Origin of the sequence: Streptomyces sp. NBC_00620 (assembly GCF_026341825.1) — a bacterium.
In the GTDB taxonomy this organism is placed as follows: domain Bacteria; phylum Actinomycetota; class Actinomycetes; order Streptomycetales; family Streptomycetaceae; genus Streptomyces.
This window is the reverse complement of record NZ_JAPENY010000001.1, coordinates 137,853-156,502: the sequence shown is the minus strand read 5'-3', so window position 1 is coordinate 156,502 and position 18,650 is coordinate 137,853. Positions and strand designations below refer to the sequence as shown.

Genomic DNA, 18,650 nt, shown 5'->3' with positions numbered 1-18,650 from the left:
CGCGCGAGCCTCACGGCTCCGCCAGCTCCTCCAGGAGCCTGGCCGTGGTGAGCCCGGCCCGCAGGTACTCCACGAACAGCTCATTGTGCAGCGCCCACGGCGAGCGCCGGGTCCGGATCAGCCGTATCGCCTCGTCTGCGGTGTGTCCCGCGCGCATCAGCGCGTGCGCGACCACGAGACCGGAGCGGTTGTAGCCGTGAAAGCAGCGGACCAGGACGCGGCGCCCGTCCTCCAGCGCGTCGTCGGCGGCCTGCGCGAGACGGATGACGCCCGCCAGCTGCGTACCGTCGAGGGGCCCGTCGGGGACCGGCCACACATGGTGCTCGACGCCCGGGTCCGGCCCGTGCCCCGGCAGCCGCAACAAGGTCAGGACCAGGTCGAACTCATCGTGTACGACGGCGAACTCCGGCTCTCCGGAGCGTCCCGTGAACGCGTGCCCGCCCATCCACAGGCCGGGCACGATCTCGCTCCACGGGCTGTCCGGAGCCGGCACATCCGACGGCCTTCTGCGGGTCCGCAACGACGCCTCCCACCAACTCCCCCAACTGCTCACAAAGGTAACCGGCTTCTTGCCCCTGGAGCACCCCGCCTGTTCCCATGGTCGTGGGGTGATGGTGCATGAACGGACTGCGCGTCATACCGACCTGGCGACATGGCCAGGAGCGGTTGTACGTCTGCTTCACGGACGGGAGGAACGTCGCCTGGTACGACCGTGAGTCGGCCCGGGTCAATCTGCTCAGCGAGGAACGCAGAGAGGACGTGCTCGACGCGCTCGGCCCGTTCCTGACCGGCCCGGTGACGGTGGGACCACCTCCCGTCCCCACCCCGGCTGAGCTGGCCCGCCTCACCCTGCACCCGGACGACGACCTGGCGCCGAACCGCCCAGGCGAGGCGCTGCTGATCGCCCTCGACCGCGACCCGGGCCCGGCCCACCGCCTGCGCCCCGATCCCCGCCGCCGAGCGCTCGCGGCGGAGCAGGCCGCGGGCGACGCCCTCGACCACCTGGAGGGCGCGGGCTGGCACACCCTGCACTCCCTCCCACTCCCGGGCGGCGACCGCCTCCACCACCTGGTCATCGGCCCCGGCGGCCTCTTCTCCGTACGCGCCCTGTACGCCCGTAAACAGCGCGTCCTCGTGGCCGACCCGATGGTCACCGTCGGCCGCCGCGAACCGCACCCCCTGCTCCGCCGAGTCCGCGCCGACGCCGACCGCGCCTCGTACGCACTGACGGCCGAGGTGCGCCCCGTCCTGGCCGTGGCGGGCCCCGCCGACCTCGACGTCGCGGCGCCGCTCCGCGGGGTCCGAGTCCTCCAGGACACGGACCTCGCGGGCCTGGCCCGCCTCGGCGGGGTCCTCAAACCGGCGGACGTGGAGGCGCTGCACGCGATGGCGCGCGATCGGCATACGTGGACGAGGGTGTGAGCGTTTCCTACCGCTCGCTTCCTACGGCTCGCTTCCTACCGCTTGTGATGCAGCGGCTGGAAGTAGTGGCCGAGTGCGTAGGTCCCGATGTGCCTGCCCACCCGGTTGCCCACGATGTCGGCGGTCCGGAAGTGGATGCCCTCCCAGACCCGGGCGTTGATCACGTCACGGTTGAAGTCGGCCGAGTCGGTGTACGTACGGGTGGTGCCCGTCACCGCCGATGAGACCCGCAAGTCGATGTCACCGCCGGTCAGGCGGTCCAGGACGCTCATGACGGCACCGTCGTTGGCGCAGTGGCCGCCCATGTACTCGGGGTACGGAGGCGTGTTGGCGAGCGGCAGCCAGGACGGGTCGGCCTCGGTGGCGGGGTTGCCGTCGGTGTCGGCCAGTCGGATCGCCGTGATGGGGCGCCAAAGGGCGTGGGTGAACTTGGAGTTCCATGTGGTGATCGTCGCGTCGGCGGAGGCCGTGCCGGCGGCGGCGAACAGCCGGGCCGCCTGGACGATGTCCAGCCCGTGCCGTGCGGTGTAGTCGCGGTAGGCGGCCTGGAGTTGTTGCGGCAGGGGGTCGGTGAAGAAGAGCGCGGTCTCGGTCTGCTTCGCCGTCCGCACAGTGCTGGTCTTCGCGCCCATCGACTTCACCTCGGCGAGGTCCCTGGCGTAGCGCTTGGATGTCAGCTCGGGCGGCGGTCCCGGCATGAACTGGTCCGGCGAGTCGAGGAGCATCGGCCGCACCTTCGCCATCCACGGGTTGATGAAGGGCGTGTGGTTCGGCAGGGTGGGCCGCCAGACGCCGGGGGCGGGCTGCTTGTCGAACGTCACGGTCGCGCCGCGCCCGTCGTTCTCCCGAAGCTCGACGAGCCGAGCCGCCGCCCGCTCCCCGAACGCGACACCTTCGTCCTCCGGTTTCCCGTCGGGAACTTTCTCCAGCGACGCGGTGTAGGCGGCGTCGATCCTGGCCTGCGACCTCGGGAAGTACGTCAGGAGCACGCGACGGGCAGCAGCCGCGGCGGCCGCCGCGGACGACGCGGTACGCGGGCCACGCTCATGCCACTTGTACTGGGCGTACCGGCCCTCGATACCCACCACCGCGTTGTACACGGCAGCCGACACAAAGCCGTACCAGATGAACGGCTCGGCAGTCGGCCGCTGCGCGTCCCCACTGACCACGGCGACAGCGGTCTCACTCCAGTCCCGGATCACATCGGAACTCGCGGCCCGCACCGGGGCGGCAGTGGAGGCCCAGGGCGAGGACGAGACCCCGAGAGCGAGAGCGGTGAACCCGACGACGAGTGCGCGGGGGAGGGCACGGGAGGGGGGCGGTGTCGCTTGCATGCGGCTCCTTTGGCAGTGGGTTTTCGCCCTGGCCGGGCGTAGATCTTTCAGCTCGGCCGGGGAGATCTTTGAGCCCGTCGGGCGTCTGAGGACGAGGTAGTGCCGTCCCGATCCCCCACCCACCCGTCGGGGCTGCACTTTTCAGCCTGGCCGGGGGAGATCTTTCAGCCCGTCCGGCGTTTGAGGACGAGCCCTTCGGGCGACCGGGGGTCTGGGGGCGGAGCCCCCAGGAACAAGGGACGGGTAGGGGCGGAGGGGGCGAAAACCGCCTTCCACTCACGGCGGCGGCAGCCCCCGAGCGACCCCCCGGTCGAACAAGGACGCAAGCAGATCCCCGTACTCCTCCACCCGCGAAGCGACGTCCGGCGCCTGAAAGACCAGTTGGGAGGCGTCCCGGCAAGACGAGACCTCCCCCCAGGTAACCGGCGCCGACACCGTCGGCTCCGCCCGCGCCCGCAGCGTGTAAGGAGCCGCCGTAGTCTTCCGCGCAGCGTTCTGACTCCAGTCGACAAACACCTTCCCCGCCCGAAGATTCCGCGCCATCCGGTGCACAACCAGCCGAGGCATCACCTTCTCCGCCTCCACGGCCAACCCCTTGGCGTACTCCGTCACCCGCCCGGAGGGCGTCGACTCCAGCCCCGCCAGCAGATGCAACCCTTTCGCCCCGGACGTCTTCGCGTACGCCTCGACCCCGTCCGCCGCCAACCGCTCCCGCAGCCACAGCGCGACCTCGCAGCACTCCACGACGGTCGCCGGCGCCCCCGGGTCGAGGTCGAAGACCAGCCGGTCCGCGTCCCCCGGCGCCCCGATGAGCCATTGGGGCGTGTGGAACTCGGTGACGAGGTTCGCCGCCCACATCAGACTCGCCAGGTCCTGGACCAGCACCATCCGAGCCGGCCCCTCCGACCGCGGCACCTCGGCGGTGGTGACCCACTCGGGCGTACCCGGCGGCACGTTCTTGGCGAAGAACACCTGGCCGTCGGGCCCGTCCGGATAGCGCAGGAAGGACACCGGCCGGTCCCTGAGGTGAGGCAGCAGAACCTCGGCGACCGTCGCGTAGTAGTGCAGCACCTCGCCCTTGGTGAAGCCGGTCGCCGGATAGAGGACCTTCTCCAGATTGCTCAGCGCGAGCCTTCGCCCCTCCACCACTGTGATCGGCGTCATACGATGACAATCTCACCAAACGATAAGAAATTGTCTGAAACCAGCTGCAATCGAGTGGAAGGTGCTGCACGTGCGATCCATATGGAACGGCGCCATCTCCTTCGGCCTGGTCAGCATCCCGATCAAGCTCGTGAACGCCACGGAGAGCCACTCGATCTCCTTCCGCCAGGTCCACCTCGACGACGGCGGCCGCATCCGCTACCGCAAGTTCTGCGAGGCGGAGGACCGCGAGGTCACGACAGGGGAGATCGGCAAGGCGTACGAGGACGCGGACGGCACGCTGATCCCGATCACGGACGAGGATCTGGCCCAGCTGCCCATCCCGACCGCCAGGACGATCGAGATCGTGGCCTTCGTACCGGCCGACCGGATCGACCCGCTCCAGATGGACACGGCGTACTACCTGTCCGCGAACGGCGTCCCCGCCGCCAAGCCGTACACGCTCCTGCGCGAGGCCCTCAAACGCAGCCAGAAGGTCGCCATCGCGAAGTTCGCCCTGCGCGGCCGGGAACGCCTGGGCATGCTGCGCGTGGTCGACGACGTCATCGCCATGCACGGCCTGCTCTGGCCGGACGAGATCCGCGCCCCCCAGGACGTCGCCCCGGACACCAGCGTCACCGTCCGCGACAAGGAACTGGACCTGGCGGACGCCCTGATGGACACCCTCGGCGAGGTGGACCTCGCCGACCTGCACGACGACTACCGCGAGGCCCTGGAAGAACTCATCGCCGCCAAGGCCTCCGGTGTGGAGGCCCCCGCCGCCCCCACCGGTGAGAAGACCGGCGGCAAGGTACTCGACCTGATGGCCGCCCTGGAGAAGAGCGTGCGCGAGGCCAAGGAATCGCGGGGCGAGGGCGAGGAAACGGGCGAAGCCGCGGAGGTCACCCGCCTCCCGGCGCGTACGGCCGCTCGCAAGTCGGCCCGTACGGCTCCCAAGGAGGTCGGCGGAAAGAAGTCGACGGCGAAGAAGACGGCGGCCAAGAAGACAACGGCGAAGAAGGCGACGACGGCTACGACGGCGAAGAAGCCGGCCTCCAAGACGACGGCCCGGGCAGCCACGAAGAAGACCGCGGCGAAGAAGGCGGCGGCAGCAAAGAAGACGTCACCCCGAAAGCGCACGTCGGCCTGAGCCGCCCTGTTGTGGGCATTCTTCGGTCAAGCGATCCGCCGCAACGCCAGCACCGCGTTGTGCCCGCCGAACCCGAACGAGTTGCTGAGGGCGAGGTCGCCGAGGGCGGGCAGCGGCCGCGGACTCTTGGTCACCACGTCCAGTTCGATGGCGTCGTCCTGTTCCTCGCAGCCGATGGTGGGCGGAATCAGGCCGTGGTGGAGCGTGAGCACGGTGGCGACGGCTTCGACCCCGCCCGCGGCGCCCTGCAGATGACCGAGGTGACCCTTGAGCGCGGTCACCGGGACCCTCCCGCCGAGTACGGCCCGCAGCGCGCCTGCCTCGGCGAGGTCACCGTCGGGGGTGGCGGTGGCATGGGCGTTGACGTGCACGACGTCCACGACATGGGCACCGGCGTCCCGTACGGCCCGCCGCAGCGCGAGCGCGACGCCGCTGCCCGACGGGTCGGGCGCGGCCATGTGGTGGGCGTCCGCGGACAGTCCCCACCCGGCGGCCTCGCAGTAGATACGAGCCCCACGGGCCCGCGCGTGCTCCTCGGCCTCGAGCAGCAGGAAGCCGGCCCCCTCGCCGTTGACGAAGCCGTCGCGGTCCTTGGCGAAGGGCCGGGAGGGGCTGGTGGATCCGAGACCGTGGGTGGACAGCGCGCGCATCGCGGCGAACGAGGCCATGATCGCCGGGGTGACCACGGCCTCCGCGCCACCGGCCAGGGCGACATCGACATGCCCGTACCGGATGCGGTCGATGGCCTGCCCGATGGCCTCGGTACCGGAGGCGCAGGCGCTGGTCACGGTGCGGGCCTCGCCGGTGATCCGCAGCGCGAGCGACACCTGGGAAGCGGCCTGCGAGGGCACGGTCATCGGCGTGGTCAGCGGTGACACCGCACGCGGCCCCTTGTCCCGCAGCTTCCGGTCACCGCCGACGAGCACGGAGGCATCACCGAGGATGGCCCCGACACTGACCCCGACCCGCTCGGGCTCGAGCCCGCTCTCGACCGTCCCGGCCACGTCGAACCCACCGTCCTGCCAGGCCTCGCGCGCCGCGATCACCGCGAACTGCGCGGCCCGGTTCATCCGCCGAGCCTGCGGCCGAGGCAACAGCCCGACGGGATCGACAGGCACACTGCCGGCGATCCGCACGGGCAGCTCGGCGAACTCCTCGCCCTCCAACTCCCGTATCCCACAACGCCCTTCAACCAGCCCCTCCCAGAGCGGGTCCACCCCCACACCGAGCGGCGTGACGGCCCCGAGCCCGGTGACGACAACCCGCCGAGGCGCGGCGCCGGCGGCGGCTGCCCGACGCGGCCGGGGGAGATGCCGTACGACATGCCCCTCCGCGATCTCCCGTGCGACCCGTTCCCGCAGCCCCGAGTCCGACACGGGCTCCTCGACCCGACTCTCCAGGTCCCGGTACCACTGACCCCACCGGCGGCTGTACGACTCCTCGACGGCCCGGGGGTCGACGGCGCGCAGCGAGGTGACCCGATCCCCGTCCCGGAATTCCACCACCTCAAGATCGGCGGAACCGATCTCCGGGATTCCGGCGACATCCATCCGCCGACACCCCACCGTCACTTGGTGATCCCGCTGAAACACCCGATCGTGATCGCTTCCCCCGAGCGGCGGCCGCAGCGCCAGCCGAATGGTCTGCGGGTTCTCGGGCAAGGTGTGCATCACCACGTACCACCTGTCCGCCGCCACATCCTCTTCCGACAGAGCGAGAAGATCACCGGGAATCACTTCAGCGACGGTGACGGGGTGGGGCTGTACGGGGACATCAGCAGAATTGCGCATGTGGGCGGGATCTTTCTGTGCCAGTTGGAACGGGGAAGGAACGGGGAAATATCCGTCCCAACTGTCAACGACAAAAAACCACTTGTATAGATGCACCTGCCACTAATGTGCGCAATATCACCCAAAGCGCAGCTTCATGGTCAACTCCGGGCGTACGTCATGTTCGGAGGGTGGGGTGGCGCCCTGAGCCCTCGCGGCGATCGCCCGCACGCGGTGGGTGCTGGCTGCGAGTGACCGCGACGCGAAATCGTTTTCTATGCAAAGCCTGTGCGTCTCGCAAAGTGCCCCGAATGCCGTTTAGGGGAAATTCCCTTCTTGGTATTTTCGCTTGCAACTGGCAGTTACCCCAGGTATTTTGATGCCGCGTCACACGGATAAGGATCCACCCCCCACCGAATTTATTCCCCCCAATGAGTCTCCGGTTCACCGGGAATTCCTTTGCCGCACAAGAGGCGTTGATCTCGCCGCAAGGAATGCCGGAAGCCGGACTTTGCCTCCCCCACCCCCCCGCAGTGTTGAGGAGTTGGTGTGCGCAGCACGCTGTCGTCGACGACGAAACCCGAGAGAACCTCACCCCGTCCGAAGCGTCCGTCCAGAAGACTCGGCTGGTCCGCGCTCGCGAGTGCCGTCAGCGCCATGGCGCTGGTCGTGGCGCTCCCGACCAGCGCGAGCGCCAACGTCCTCACGCTGTTGCCGCAGAACGCCGGCGGCACCGAGCAGACGTTCTCACCCGCCTACGACTACGACGGGGACGGCTGCTACGCCACCGCCGCCATCGGCGCCGACGGCACCATCAACCCCGGCCTGGCGCTGGGCGGCGATGTGAACGGCCACTGCCACGACCTGGCCCAACTGAACAACGCCAACACGTACGCACGCGTGAAGACGAACAACGGCTGGTCCGCGGTCATGTACGCCAGCTACTTCGAGAAGGATCAGGCCACCCTCGGCCCCGCGGCCATCGGACACACGCATGACTGGGAACACGTCATCGTGTGGATCAACAACAACCAGGTCCAGTACGTCTCGGTGTCGCAGCACTCCACCTATCAGACCCTTCCGGCCTCGTCGATCCTCTTCAACGGGACCCACCCGAAGATCGTCTACCACAAGGACGGCGTCTCAACTCACGACTTCCGCTTCGCCAACACCAATGACGACCCGCCGGAGAACGCCACCGGCGGCTGGTTCTTCCCGCGCCTCATCGGCTGGGACGGCTACCCGGCCGGCTACCGCGACAAGCTCATGACCGCCAACTTCGGCGACGCCACGATCAAGATCAACGACAGCAACTTCAGCTGGGCTCTCGCGGCCACCTTGCCCGCCGGAATCCCGTTCGATCCCTGGGCCTGAGACCGGGACTCCGGAGCGTTGCGGGTCCCTCCCGGTTTGAGGCCGGTGAGGGGGCGAGCTGGTGAGGGGCTGACTCGGCACGAGTACGGCGACCATGGATCATGGAGTTCCCTGCGCTTCAGATCAGTCAGGCAGGTCGCCGTGCTCGTTGTTGCTCCATCAATTCCCATGTCCTCGCTGCCCGCGTGACCGACGTGCCGGCATGACCCGCGTGACCGGCGTGGAGGCAACCACATCAAGACGCTCAAGCGCCTGACGTTCGACCGCAGACGAAGCCGCCCAAGCCTTGACCGATGCGTTGCAGCCAGGGCATAACGCCCTACTGTCGTCGGCATGACGGAGCCAGTGGCAGAGACGCACCCACATGAGAGCGACCCGGACGCGGCACGCCTGATCGTTCTGTCCGACGGCGTCTACGCCATCGCGATGACACTGCTCGTCATCAACGTGGCGATCCCCGCGCATCTGGACGCCGCCGCATTCCGCAGGGCCCTGAGTGACGCGCTTCCCAACATCGGCGCCTTCGCCCTCAGCTTCACCCTGATCGCCGGATTCTGGCGTGACCACCGCCGCATCCTCACCGCACTGCCCATCGACACGGCCATAGTCACCCGCCTGATCCTCCTCGGCCTCGGCCTGGTCGCCCTGATGCCCTTCCCGACCGCACTCCTGGCCGAGTACGCCTCCCAGCCGGAAGCCGTCGCCCTCTACGCGGGCGCCATGGCCACGATCAATGCGGTGCACGCGACCCTGCTGCTGCTCACGCAACGCCAAGTGCACCCCTCGCCCGAATCATCCGCCGCCACGGCCCGCCGCCGCTTCACCGCCCAACTCGGTTCCAGCGCCCTGATCTTCACCCTCTCCGTCCCCCTGGCCTACATCAACCCAGAAGCAGCCATGTGGTTCTGGCTCACCCTCATCCCCGCCCACTACGTCCTCGGCCACTACTTCAACCGACTCCCGCCACGGTGAACCGTCCGCCCCGAACGCGAGCTGGAACGCCTGGCACGTCTGGCACGTAGCAGTGCTAGCGACGGGTCTGGCTATTCAGGTTGACCTCGCACGGCAGTCGGAGCCCGTCCTCTTCGGCGTCCGACTCTGCCCCGGCCGGGCCTGGCACAGCGAGGCAACCGACGGGTTCGTGCCGGCACACCAACGGTGCGCGTGGAGTGACCTGGTTCACATCGGCGACCTGTCACGTCCGGTGCGGGGCGCTTGTCCCATGGGCGTCACCGGCACCGAAGCCGGTGCCCGACCTTGGGAGATCCAATGAACAACGGCCACCACATCGTCGTCCTCGGCGCCGGCTACACGGGCTTGTTCAGCGCCATCCGGCTGGCCCACTGCACCCGCCGGACCGACGTGAAGATCACCCTGGTCAACCCCTCGGGCCGGTTCGTCGAGCGGCTGCGGATGCACCAGATCGCCGCCGGGCAAGAGCTGGCCGACCATCAGATCCCCGACCTGCTCGCCGGGACCGGCGTCAAGTTCGTCCAGGGCACGGCCACCGCCATCGACCCCGAGGCCCGGCGGATCACCGTCGACGGCACCGAGACCCTCGGGTACGACACGCTCGTCTACGCGCTGGGCAGCTCGACCGACACCGGCAAGGTCCCGGGCGCCGACACCCACGCGTTCACCCTCAACAACCCGGAGATCGCCGGCCGGTTCGCCGCGCGGCTCACCGAAGTCGCCGCGTCCGGCGGCACGGTCACCATCTGTGGCGGCGGCCTGACCGGAATCGAGGCGGCCACCGAGATCGCCGAGAGCCACCCCGGCCTGGACGTCACGCTGATCAGCCTGGACGAGCCGGGCGGCATGATGGGCCCCAAGGCCCGCGCCTACCTCTACGGCGCGCTGGACCGCCTCGGCGTCACTCTCGAGACCGGCACCCGCGTCACCAAGGTGTTGCCCGACGCCGTCGAACTGGCCGACGGCCGGCTCCTCCGCTCCGACGCCTGCCTGTGGACCACGGGCGTCAAGGTGTCGCTGCTGGCCTCCGACGCCGGGATCGCCACCGACGACCGCGGCCTCATCCTGGCCGACGCCACCCTGCGTTCGGTTTCCCACCCGGAGATCCACGCCATCGGCGACGCCGCCGCCATCCGTCTGGCCTGGGGGCAGATCCACGGCACCTGCCAGAGCGGCCTGCCCACCGCCCAGTACACCGCCGACACCATCGCGCGGCTGGTGCGCTGCAAGGCCGTCAAGCCGTTCCGCTTCGGCTACTTCCACCAGCCGGTCAGCCTCGGCCGCCGTGATGCCGTCATCCAGTTCACCAAGGCCGACGAAACCCCCCGCCACATGCACCTCACCGGCCGGAGCGCCGTCGCATACAAGGAGATGGTCAGCAGCAGCCCGCTCACGACCTACCGGTTCAGCAAGCGCATGAACGTCACCACCATCGTCTCCAAGGGCGGCCGCGCCACCCGCAAGCCCGCGGTATGACGGGCGCATCGGCTCCCAGCGCCGTGATCACGGGCCTTGCCGTTCTGGTTACGGCGCTGGCAGCATGAGCCGATGGTCGACGCCAGGGACGAGCAGGACCCGTACATCGAACACCGCAGGCTCCTGTTCGCCACCGCCTACCGCATGCTGGGCAGCGTCACCGACGCCGAGGACGTCCTCCAGGACACCTGGCTGAGCTGGAGCACCGCGCACCGCGACGCGATCAGCCACCCCAAGGCATACCTGGTGCGCACAGTCACCAACCTCTCGTTGAACCGCCTCACTTCCGCACGGGCAACCCGCGAAACCTACGTCGGGCCGTGGCTCCCCGAGCCCCTGCTGACCTCCCCCGACATCGCCGCGGAGACCGAACTGGCCGACAGTGTCTCCACCGCGATGCTGGTCGTCCTGGAAACCCTCAGCCCCGTCGAACGCGCCGTCTTCCTGCTCCGCGAGGTCTTCGGCTACTCGCACGCCGAGATCGCCGAGACCCTCGCACGCCCCGAGCCGACAGTCCGCCAGATCGCCCACCGCGCACGCCAGCACGTACAGACCCGCCGCCCCCGCTTCGACGCCGACCAGACCCAGCGCCGGCAGGTCACCACCCAGTTCATAGACGCCTGCGCAGGCGGCGACCTGAACGCCTTCATGCAACTGCTCGCCCCCGAGGTCACCGCTTGGTCCGACGGCGGCGGCAAGGTCACCGCCGCCCGCCGCCCCCTCCCCGGCACCGAACACGTCGCACGCTGGATCCTGGGCTTCCTGGCCAAGCCCGAACTGGCCGCCCTGACCATGGAGCCGGCCGTCATCAACGGCGAACTCGGCATCCTGGCCACCCTCGACGGACACACAGTCGGCGCCATCTCGTTCGACCTCGCCGACGCCCACATCCAGAACCTGCGCTTCCAGGTCAACCCCGAAAAACTAAGCGGCCTGACCCCCGACAACAGCTTGGCACTGTCCTGAAGCGTTCAGCCCTGAAGCAGACGCGTCCGACGGCAGGCAAGGCATGGACGGACCCCAGCGAGGCGCACGACCGAAGGGGCCTGAAACAGCGGGCGGAAGGTGAGGTACGCATCGTGCCGATACCGCCGCCCCTGGTACGGCTGCTCCGGAAGCACCTGAAGGAGCTCGGCCCGGCGAAGGACGGCGGGCTCTTCGCCAGTGAACGGGGCAACGTCGTAGCCGCGTCGTCGTACTCGCGAGTGTGGAAGCAGACGCGAGAGCTGGCACTCCTGCCGGAACAAGTCTCGTCCGTGCTCGCTTTCCGGCCGTACGACCTCCGGCATGCGGGCGTCTCGCAATGGCTCAACTCCGGGGTTCCGGCACTGGACGTGGCCGCTCGCGCGGGTCACTCGGTCGACGTACTGCTCAAGATCTATGCGAAGTGCATCGACGGCCAAGAGCAGGAGATGAACGACCGCATCTTGAAGGGCCTGGGAGAGGAGGACGACACCGGAAAGTAAACGGTCCGCAGGACCGATGGGCGTGAGCGCTGGAGAGATCCGGGGCTCACGTCATGCGTGCACGCCGATGCTGAACAGGCGCGAAAACGGCCTCTGACGTGCTGCGACCCCCTGCTAGATCAACACGCTATGACAACGTGATCACTGTCATGAGGCTGCTTTCGGCGGCATGTGACTGCACAAACGCCAAGACCCCGTCCTCAGCAAAAGCACTGATGGCGGGGTCTTTGGGCACCTCATACAGGGTGCCCCGGCAGGATTCGAACCTGCGCACACGGCTCCGGAGCACAATCAGAGTTCGGCTTGCGAATGAGGCCTGACCAGCAGGTTCCTTGATCCTCGGAAGCCTGTGGTGCCCTCCTGTATCGCAGATAGTGCGAAGCAGGAAGTCGCCTCCGGCTCCTGTGCCCATTGAGAGGTCGGCTTCGCCGACGGGCTGCAACACCCCGGGGTGTTGCAGCCCGTCGGTAACAGGACAGCCCGGACAGCGCGACGCAAGTGGCAGGGGAAGCTAGGTGCCGCAGGCCAGGCGGCGTGGTACGTACTTGAAGTGATTTGCTGGTCGTACCCTGCAAGTACTCTGACCTGCGGTGGACCCTGAGGAAGGGGCCGGGGGAACCGTGAGTGTGTCGCGAGTGCCTAAGCCCCCTTGCGACGGACGTCTCTTCAGGCGCTTCACTGAGCCCGCGCCGGCTGATGGGCGGGAGCACAATGGCACCTATGAGCAACTCAGGGCTGCCCGCCGACGTCGACGAGATTATGGACCTCATCGGCTCATGGGTCGAGATGTCAGGCTATCTCAAGTGGAATGAGCAGGCCAAGATCAAGGCCGACATGATGAACGTCCGGCACCGCTGGTCTTCGTCCCGCGTCTCCTCCGAGACGCTCCGCGGCAAATGCCAGGCGATTGGCCTGGTAGATGATGAGACGACCAAGGTAGTCGAGTGGCTCCATGCGGCCCAAGAGGGACGCCAGTTGTCCCCTCACGGGTCCTACCGCGATTTCCGTTTCAACCAGGAGCCGACGCCATAGCGCAGCCTCACCGTAGCCGAGCGCCCCGCGACTGCTAGCGGGCGACAGCCTTGGCGGGTAGTCCGTCAGTGCTCGCGGCCCTGAGCTTGCGCGGCGCAGGCTCGTCGGAGTGACGACGTGATCAGTCCGATTCATCGTCTTTGGTGTCGGAGCGAGGGCCGATGTGCAGGTAGGCCTGGTAGAGGCCGGTCAGGGAGATCACGATCACAGCGAGGGACTCAGGCTTGGTGCCCGTCAGGAGGAGCGTGATGCCAGTGCCAAGTACTGCTATGAAGGCGATGAGGTCGATGACACCCTTACCGTGGTTCACGGGTCCTCCGTCGGGGGATCTCTAGGACCCGTCGGCTGTGGTTGGCGCCGCCCGGCGGGTCCGATTCACTTCGGCCATGAGGCTCTGCTCTATTTATGGATCATTTTCCTCTTACTGCCTCATTCGTAGTAAGTCGCTTAATTTCGCAGGCTAACGGGGGGCTGGTCATCAATTGATCAGTGCCTTGAGCTGGGGCTCCCCCCGGCGCAGCCAATAACCCACCGTTATGCTTCGACTACGCTACGGTTGCTGGGTGAGCGATCCGGGGGAACCGGCCCTATCGGCCAAGCAGCGCGTGCTACTCAATGACAACTTCCGTGAGGCGATCAGAGTTGCGGTTCAGGCGCTCTGCGACGGCCAGCCCAAAAGACGATCTCTAGTAGGCCCGTACGTGGGCGGTTACCTTCCCTGGCCTCATCTGGCAGAGTTGATCAGCGAGCAGCTCCGTGACGCGGATACCAGTCACTGGTGGGACCCCGAAGAGGTCCGAAAGATCATCCAAACGGGAGACAGGGCTCTCCCTAAGGATCCACACGACCGGCAGATATTTCTCCAAGTAATCCAGCGTGTGATCAACACGTGCTTCGACATGGCGGAGGAGAAACGGGGTCGGAGTATTCCAGGCAAGCGGTGCCGGTACATCGAATTCCTCGGCACTCCGGCAACACCTGCTTCCTTCCGCCCCTTCAATTTCGATCCCTCGAACGTCGGTCTCTTCCGGATCATTGATTGGAATGCGGGTCGCCGGCTCGATCCGGATCACAACATCGGCGAGGTGGCGAAGGTCGACAAGCGCCAGGAGTTGATGCGGCACCACCAGGAAGAGGACTGGGTGGATCCTGGCCTCTTCCGTACCTACCTCGAAGAGGAGCGCGGCCAGCCAGGCAGCCCGTGTCCCACGTTGGTGGGCTACGACGAGGACACCCGGGAGACGGGGAACGACACGTTGCGTTTGCGGGTGGCGCTGAGCATGTACTACGAGCACGTCGCGGTCCGTCGCTACCTGCGAGACCACCCGGACGCGTACGACGCGATCGTGGCCAGAATCAGCCACGGCGACCAGGATGGCGGCCTGAGCCGCGTGATCAGGGCCTCGCCCAACTCCAACATCGTCATCAACGTGACCGCACAGAGTCGAAACGGCAAGGTCATGATGCTGCGCCGCCCCATCGGGGCCCGCGTATGGCCAGGTTTCTACCAGGTCGGCGCCCACGAGACGATGAACTGGAGCCAGCCCGGCAGCCCCATCGAGAACTGCCACCAACTAGCCGTCCGGGCCCTACGCGAAGAACTCGGACTCACCAACCCCAAGGACTACTACAACAACATCGTCTTCTCCTGGTTCGGTTCCTACGTGGTGGAGGCATCCGGCTACTTCTTCGCCCACGTCAAGACACCGCTGGAAGAAGACGAACTCGTGACTCGAGTGACAACCGCCGAGAACGCATTCGAGGTCGAGGACGTCGACTGGTACGACCTCGACCGGCCGACAGTCACCAGGGTCTTGGGCACCTGGCAGGACGGCCCCTGGACTGCCGGCGTGGATGAGGCAGGCCGACAGTACCTTCCCCATGCCACCATGTCCCTGACACAGCTGTGGCGCGTCACCCGCCAACGCATGTTGTAGGCGCCGATGTCGCTTTCGACGAGGGGAAAGCCTGTGGACACTGCCTCTTTCGGTTTCGATCCCTCGAACGTCGGTCTCTTCCGGATCATTGATTGGAATGCGGGTCGCCGGCTCGATCCGGATCACAACATCGGCGAGGTGGCGAAGGTCGACAAGCGCCAGGAGTTGATGCGGCACCACCAGGAAGAGGACTGGGTGGATCCTGGCCTCTTCCGTACCTACCTCGAAGAGGAGCGCGGCCAGCCAGGCAGCCCGTGTCCCACGTTGGTGGGCTACGACGAGGACACCCGGGAGACGGGGAACGACACGTTGCGTTTGCGGGTGGCGCTGAGCATGTACTACGAGCACGTCGCGGTCCGTCGCTACCTGCGAGACCACCCGGACGCGTACGACGCGATCGTGGCCAGAATCAGCCACGGCGACCAGGATGGCGGCCTGAGCCGCGTGATCAGGGCCTCGCCCAACTCCAACATCGTCATCAACGTGACCGCACAGAGTCGAAACGGCAAGGTCATGATGCTGCGCCGCCCCATCGGGGCCCGCGTATGGCCAGGTTTCTACCAGGTCGGCGCCCACGAGACGATGAACTGGAGCCAGCCCGGCAGCCCCATCGAGAACTGCCACCAACTAGCCGTCCGGGCCCTACGCGAAGAACTCGGACTCACCAACCCCAAGGACTACTACAACAACATCGTCTTCTCCTGGTTCGGGTTCTATGTTCCGGACGTATCCACCTATTTCTTCGCCCACGTCAAGACACGGCTTGAGGAAGACGAACTAGTACAGCGAGCCGCCTCCGCCGAAAGCGCATTCGAGATCGAGGGCGTCGACTGGTACGACCTCGACCGGCCCACCATCACCAAGGTTCTGGGCACTTGGCGGGACGGACCCTGGAATGCCGGGAAAGACGATCAGGGTCGCCACTACCTGCCCCACGCCACTGTCTCCCTCACCCAGCTCTGGCGGGTTACTCAGCAGCGGCTGCTGTAAACGGGAAACACCACGTTGCGCAGCCCGCGGTGCACTGTTCCGGATCGCCGTAGACCATGTGACACATGGCGACCCCTCCTCGGCTCAAGGTGAGTTGATCCGGTGCACTTGGCCGTTCAACCAGTTGTAGATGTCCCCGAGGAGTCCGGACTGGAGCCATCCCGGGTGGAGGGCCAGAACGGAGGATCCGAGCAGGATCACGAATCCCCAGCGGAGGATCGGGAGGCAGGACGAGGGAGCGGAATCCTTCGGTTCCCTCAAGTATTTCGGCACCCGCCAGCTGCAGAGACTGCACCCTGAGTTGCCCTCAGTACTGCCGCACTTCATGCACCGATGCATGAGGCGCCCCCCTCGCCGGTCCAGCTTATCCAGCGCGGGTGCCCGAGTGGCCTGTATGCCCGAAACTGCGGTCGTTGGGCCCGTTTTAGTGCTGTCGGTATTAGCCAGTGGCATCCGGCAGGACCGTTGCAGGCCCCTTCTCGTGGCGGTCCAGGGTTCAACCCGTCCCGGGAGCAAAGTCGGAGCCGCAACGGTGAGCAGGATCGGCAGGTCGCTGTCCTTGCTGTATCGGCTCAGCTTTGCGGCACCGAGGCCGGACTCGCGCAGCGTCCACTCCGCGAAGTCCGGATCACCGAAAGACACTGCTGGGGCTGCCCGACCCGCAACCGCCCACGCCGCCGAAGCTGCCGGATTATCCGGCCTATCAGCAGATCATGGCGGTGTTCACCGCCGCCGACCACCCGCTGTTGACCCGGCAGGTGTGCGAGGCGATGGACCTGCCGGTCGCGCCCAATAACATCAACAACGCCCGCCTCAAGCTCAAACGGCTGGCCGACCGCTGGATCCTGGCCGAGAGCGAGCCAGGCTTGTTCACCCAGCCCCTGCCGTAGCCGACCGACGTCGCCGCTGGCCGAGCCCGGGTGAGGAGCGTCCACTCGCCACTCACTCGGAGCGGCCCCGCGGAGCCCTACCGGCACGGTACGTGGCTCGCGTGACTTCCTTCGGCCCTCAACTTTGAGCCCCGTGGCGAGAACAGCGCTCTACCTGTCACTGATTTGCCCGGTCACTCTGTCAAGAGAGGTGGGCACGACAACTGGCTGAGTGTGGGGAGCGCTTGGGGGTGGCTGGTGGCCTACGTTCCTATTCTGAAGGGCAAGGCGGGGGAGTTTCTGGCTCTTGGACACGTCACAGCGGAGGTGCAGGCTCAGCTCCGCCCAGTGATGGAGATCGTGCCGGACTTTGAGCTTCGGGACTTGCTGGAGACCTTCTGCGAGCACGCGATGGACAACGTGCCGGACGGCATGGTCCTCACGGTTGACTGTGGCGCACTGCCACCCGTCCGCGTGCTCAAGGGAGACGTCGGTGGGCCTGTAAAACGAGTTGGTGAGTCTTTGGGGCTACGTGGTGTTTCTGTGTCCCCAGTTTTCAGGTGTTCCGACCCCCATGACGTGTTGGGAGAGGTGGCAGAGGTAGCTGCCGCCCACCAACAGGGAGCGTGTCTGAGAATCTCTACAGCCGCTGATTTGAACGAATCGCTACCCAGCGAGGATCAGGTGGGCGATTTGCTGCGTGCCGTACAACTGGCCCCCGGAGAGGTCGACTTGCTGATTGACGCCGGGCCAGTGTACTCGGACCGGACTAGGGAGGCTCTGGCAGAAGAGACCACCGAAGCCCTGAGACATCTCTCGCCCTGGCCTTGGAGACGCCTCTGCGTGGCGGCCGGCGCTTTCCCTGTCAACCTGACAGGCTTCAGACGAGGCCAGGCCACGCCGGTCGTGAGGGAAGATGCCCGGCTCTGGGCGAAGGTCGTCGAGAAGTGGCACGGTCTGCAACCTGACTTCGGGGACTTCGGAGTGACGTACCCCCGCATCCTGCCCAAGAGCCGCGGGACCCCGGACCCCAACATGCGCTACACCACGGAGGCCGACTGGCAGGTTTTCGTGTATCCGCGGATTCGGCAAGGCAACGACGACTTCTTCACACTCAGTCAGGACCTCGTCAATTCGCCTTACTGGCCTGTCACAGGAGCTGCTACGTCCTGGGGCGACGCTCGCCTTCAGGAGTGCGCCCAACGTAGGCGCCAGAAGGCGGGGGGAGGTACTGAGTGGCGCGCCTGGGCAACCTCGCACCATCTAGCTGTCGTGGTGTCTCAACTGACGGCCACAGGGCATCCCTAGGACTGAATGGTTTCGGTGTGACGGACACGTGACTTCGGGACTTGCAGGTGCGGACGGGTGCTTAGAAGAGGCATGCACGGTTCGCGCTCGTTTTCCCTCGGACCTGCACGAATGTGGCTCCCTTGACAGCTCAGAGGGCAATCTTCGACACGTATTCGACAGGGACCCCGTGGGGGGCTTGGCACAGATGATCGGAAGTCGCCTCCGGCTCCTCCGTCCTTTGAGGAGGTCGGCGGCGCCGACAGGCTGCAACACCCGGAGTTGCAGCCCCTCTGTAACCGGACAGCGGGATTTTGGTGTCCGGGTCCGTTTGTACAGGTCAGGGCCTTAACTGGATAGTCGGACAGGTGGGTCACAACGAGGAGCAAGCGTGGAGCGACTTTAGGTCCGCGTGCGATGTATGCCACG

The 18,650-nt window shown here is 66.8% G+C and carries 16 protein-coding genes and 1 pseudogene; 12 read left to right on the top strand and 5 right to left on the bottom strand.

Features of this window, described 5'->3' with window-relative positions:
• Window positions 1–10: 10 nt before the first annotated feature.
• Entirely contained in the window at window positions 11–520 is a 510-nt protein-coding gene (locus OG246_RS00695) for a dual specificity protein phosphatase family protein (protein WP_266454285.1), read from the bottom strand.
• 98 nt (window positions 521–618) lie between these two features.
• Between OG246_RS00695 and OG246_RS00690 the strand changes: the two genes are divergently transcribed.
• The gene (locus OG246_RS00690) at window positions 619–1,422 is read left to right on the top strand and encodes a nuclease-related domain-containing protein (protein WP_266454283.1); all 804 of its coding nucleotides are present in this window, start codon (window positions 619–621) and stop codon (window positions 1,420–1,422) included.
• A gap of 35 nt (window positions 1,423–1,457) precedes the next feature.
• On the opposite strand, the gene OG246_RS00685 is transcribed toward OG246_RS00690, so the two are convergent.
• Window positions 1,458–2,756 carry a vanadium-dependent haloperoxidase gene (locus OG246_RS00685; protein ID WP_266454282.1) on the bottom strand — a complete coding sequence of 433 codons (1,299 nt, stop codon included), beginning with the start codon at window positions 2,754–2,756 and terminating at the stop codon, window positions 1,458–1,460.
• 276 nt (window positions 2,757–3,032) lie between these two features.
• Window positions 3,033–3,920 carry a non-homologous end-joining DNA ligase gene (gene ligD / locus OG246_RS00680; protein ID WP_266454280.1) on the bottom strand — a complete coding sequence of 296 codons (888 nt, stop codon included), beginning with the start codon at window positions 3,918–3,920 and terminating at the stop codon, window positions 3,033–3,035.
• Between the two features lie 61 nt (window positions 3,921–3,981).
• On the opposite strand from ligD, the gene OG246_RS00675 reads away from it, so the two are divergent.
• A complete protein-coding gene (locus OG246_RS00675; RefSeq protein WP_266454278.1) occupies window positions 3,982–5,049 on the top strand; it encodes a Ku protein in 1,068 nt (355 codons plus the stop codon).
• A 26-nt stretch (window positions 5,050–5,075) separates the two neighbouring features.
• Here OG246_RS00675 and OG246_RS00670 read toward each other — a convergent pair whose 3' ends face one another.
• Window positions 5,076–6,839, bottom strand: a complete 1,764-nt coding sequence (locus OG246_RS00670; protein ID WP_266454276.1) for a beta-ketoacyl synthase — start codon at window positions 6,837–6,839, stop codon at window positions 5,076–5,078.
• Between the two features lie 636 nt (window positions 6,840–7,475).
• On the opposite strand from OG246_RS00670, the gene OG246_RS00665 reads away from it, so the two are divergent.
• From OG246_RS00665 to OG246_RS00640, 6 genes and pseudogenes are all read left to right on the top strand, one after another.
• Window positions 7,476–8,192 carry an NPP1 family protein gene (locus OG246_RS00665; protein WP_266463729.1) on the top strand — a complete coding sequence of 239 codons (717 nt, stop codon included), beginning with the start codon at window positions 7,476–7,478 and terminating at the stop codon, window positions 8,190–8,192.
• Window positions 8,193–8,525: 333 nt separating this feature from the next.
• Entirely contained in the window at window positions 8,526–9,164 is a 639-nt protein-coding gene (locus OG246_RS00660; RefSeq protein WP_266454275.1) for a TMEM175 family protein, read from the top strand.
• Between the two features lie 297 nt (window positions 9,165–9,461).
• Window positions 9,462–10,640: an NAD(P)/FAD-dependent oxidoreductase gene (locus OG246_RS00655; RefSeq protein ID WP_266454274.1), complete on the top strand. Its 1,179-nt coding sequence runs from the start codon at window positions 9,462–9,464 to the stop codon at window positions 10,638–10,640.
• A 72-nt stretch (window positions 10,641–10,712) separates the two neighbouring features.
• Entirely contained in the window at window positions 10,713–11,606 is an 894-nt protein-coding gene (locus OG246_RS00650; protein ID WP_266454273.1) for an RNA polymerase sigma-70 factor, read from the top strand.
• A 17-nt stretch (window positions 11,607–11,623) separates the two neighbouring features.
• Window positions 11,624–12,106: pseudogene (locus OG246_RS00645) on the top strand (tyrosine-type recombinase/integrase); the annotation flags it as partial.
• 720 nt (window positions 12,107–12,826) lie between these two features.
• The gene (locus OG246_RS00640; protein WP_266454272.1) at window positions 12,827–13,138 is read left to right on the top strand and encodes a hypothetical protein; all 312 of its coding nucleotides are present in this window, start codon (window positions 12,827–12,829) and stop codon (window positions 13,136–13,138) included.
• Window positions 13,139–13,259: 121 nt separating this feature from the next.
• On the opposite strand, the gene OG246_RS00635 is transcribed toward OG246_RS00640, so the two are convergent.
• Window positions 13,260–13,448, bottom strand: a complete 189-nt coding sequence (locus OG246_RS00635; protein ID WP_266454267.1) for a hypothetical protein — start codon at window positions 13,446–13,448, stop codon at window positions 13,260–13,262.
• Window positions 13,449–13,701: 253 nt separating this feature from the next.
• Here OG246_RS00635 and OG246_RS00630 point away from each other — a divergent pair, with 253 nt between their 5' ends.
• The 4 genes from OG246_RS00630 to OG246_RS00615 all read left to right on the top strand — a co-directional run bounded on the left by OG246_RS00630 (window position 13,702) and on the right by OG246_RS00615 (window position 18,242).
• Window positions 13,702–15,075 (top strand): hypothetical protein, encoded by a 1,374-nt coding sequence (locus OG246_RS00630; protein ID WP_266454265.1) that lies wholly within the window; start codon window positions 13,702–13,704, stop codon window positions 15,073–15,075.
• A gap of 33 nt (window positions 15,076–15,108) precedes the next feature.
• Window positions 15,109–16,065: a hypothetical protein gene (locus OG246_RS00625; protein WP_266454264.1), complete on the top strand. Its 957-nt coding sequence runs from the start codon at window positions 15,109–15,111 to the stop codon at window positions 16,063–16,065.
• A gap of 713 nt (window positions 16,066–16,778) precedes the next feature.
• Window positions 16,779–16,955, top strand: a complete 177-nt coding sequence (locus OG246_RS00620) for a hypothetical protein (protein ID WP_266454263.1) — start codon at window positions 16,779–16,781, stop codon at window positions 16,953–16,955.
• Between the two features lie 237 nt (window positions 16,956–17,192).
• Window positions 17,193–18,242, top strand: coding sequence for a hypothetical protein (locus OG246_RS00615; RefSeq protein ID WP_266454262.1), 1,050 nt, complete (start codon window positions 17,193–17,195; stop codon window positions 18,240–18,242).
• Window positions 18,243–18,650: the final 408 nt, after the last annotated feature.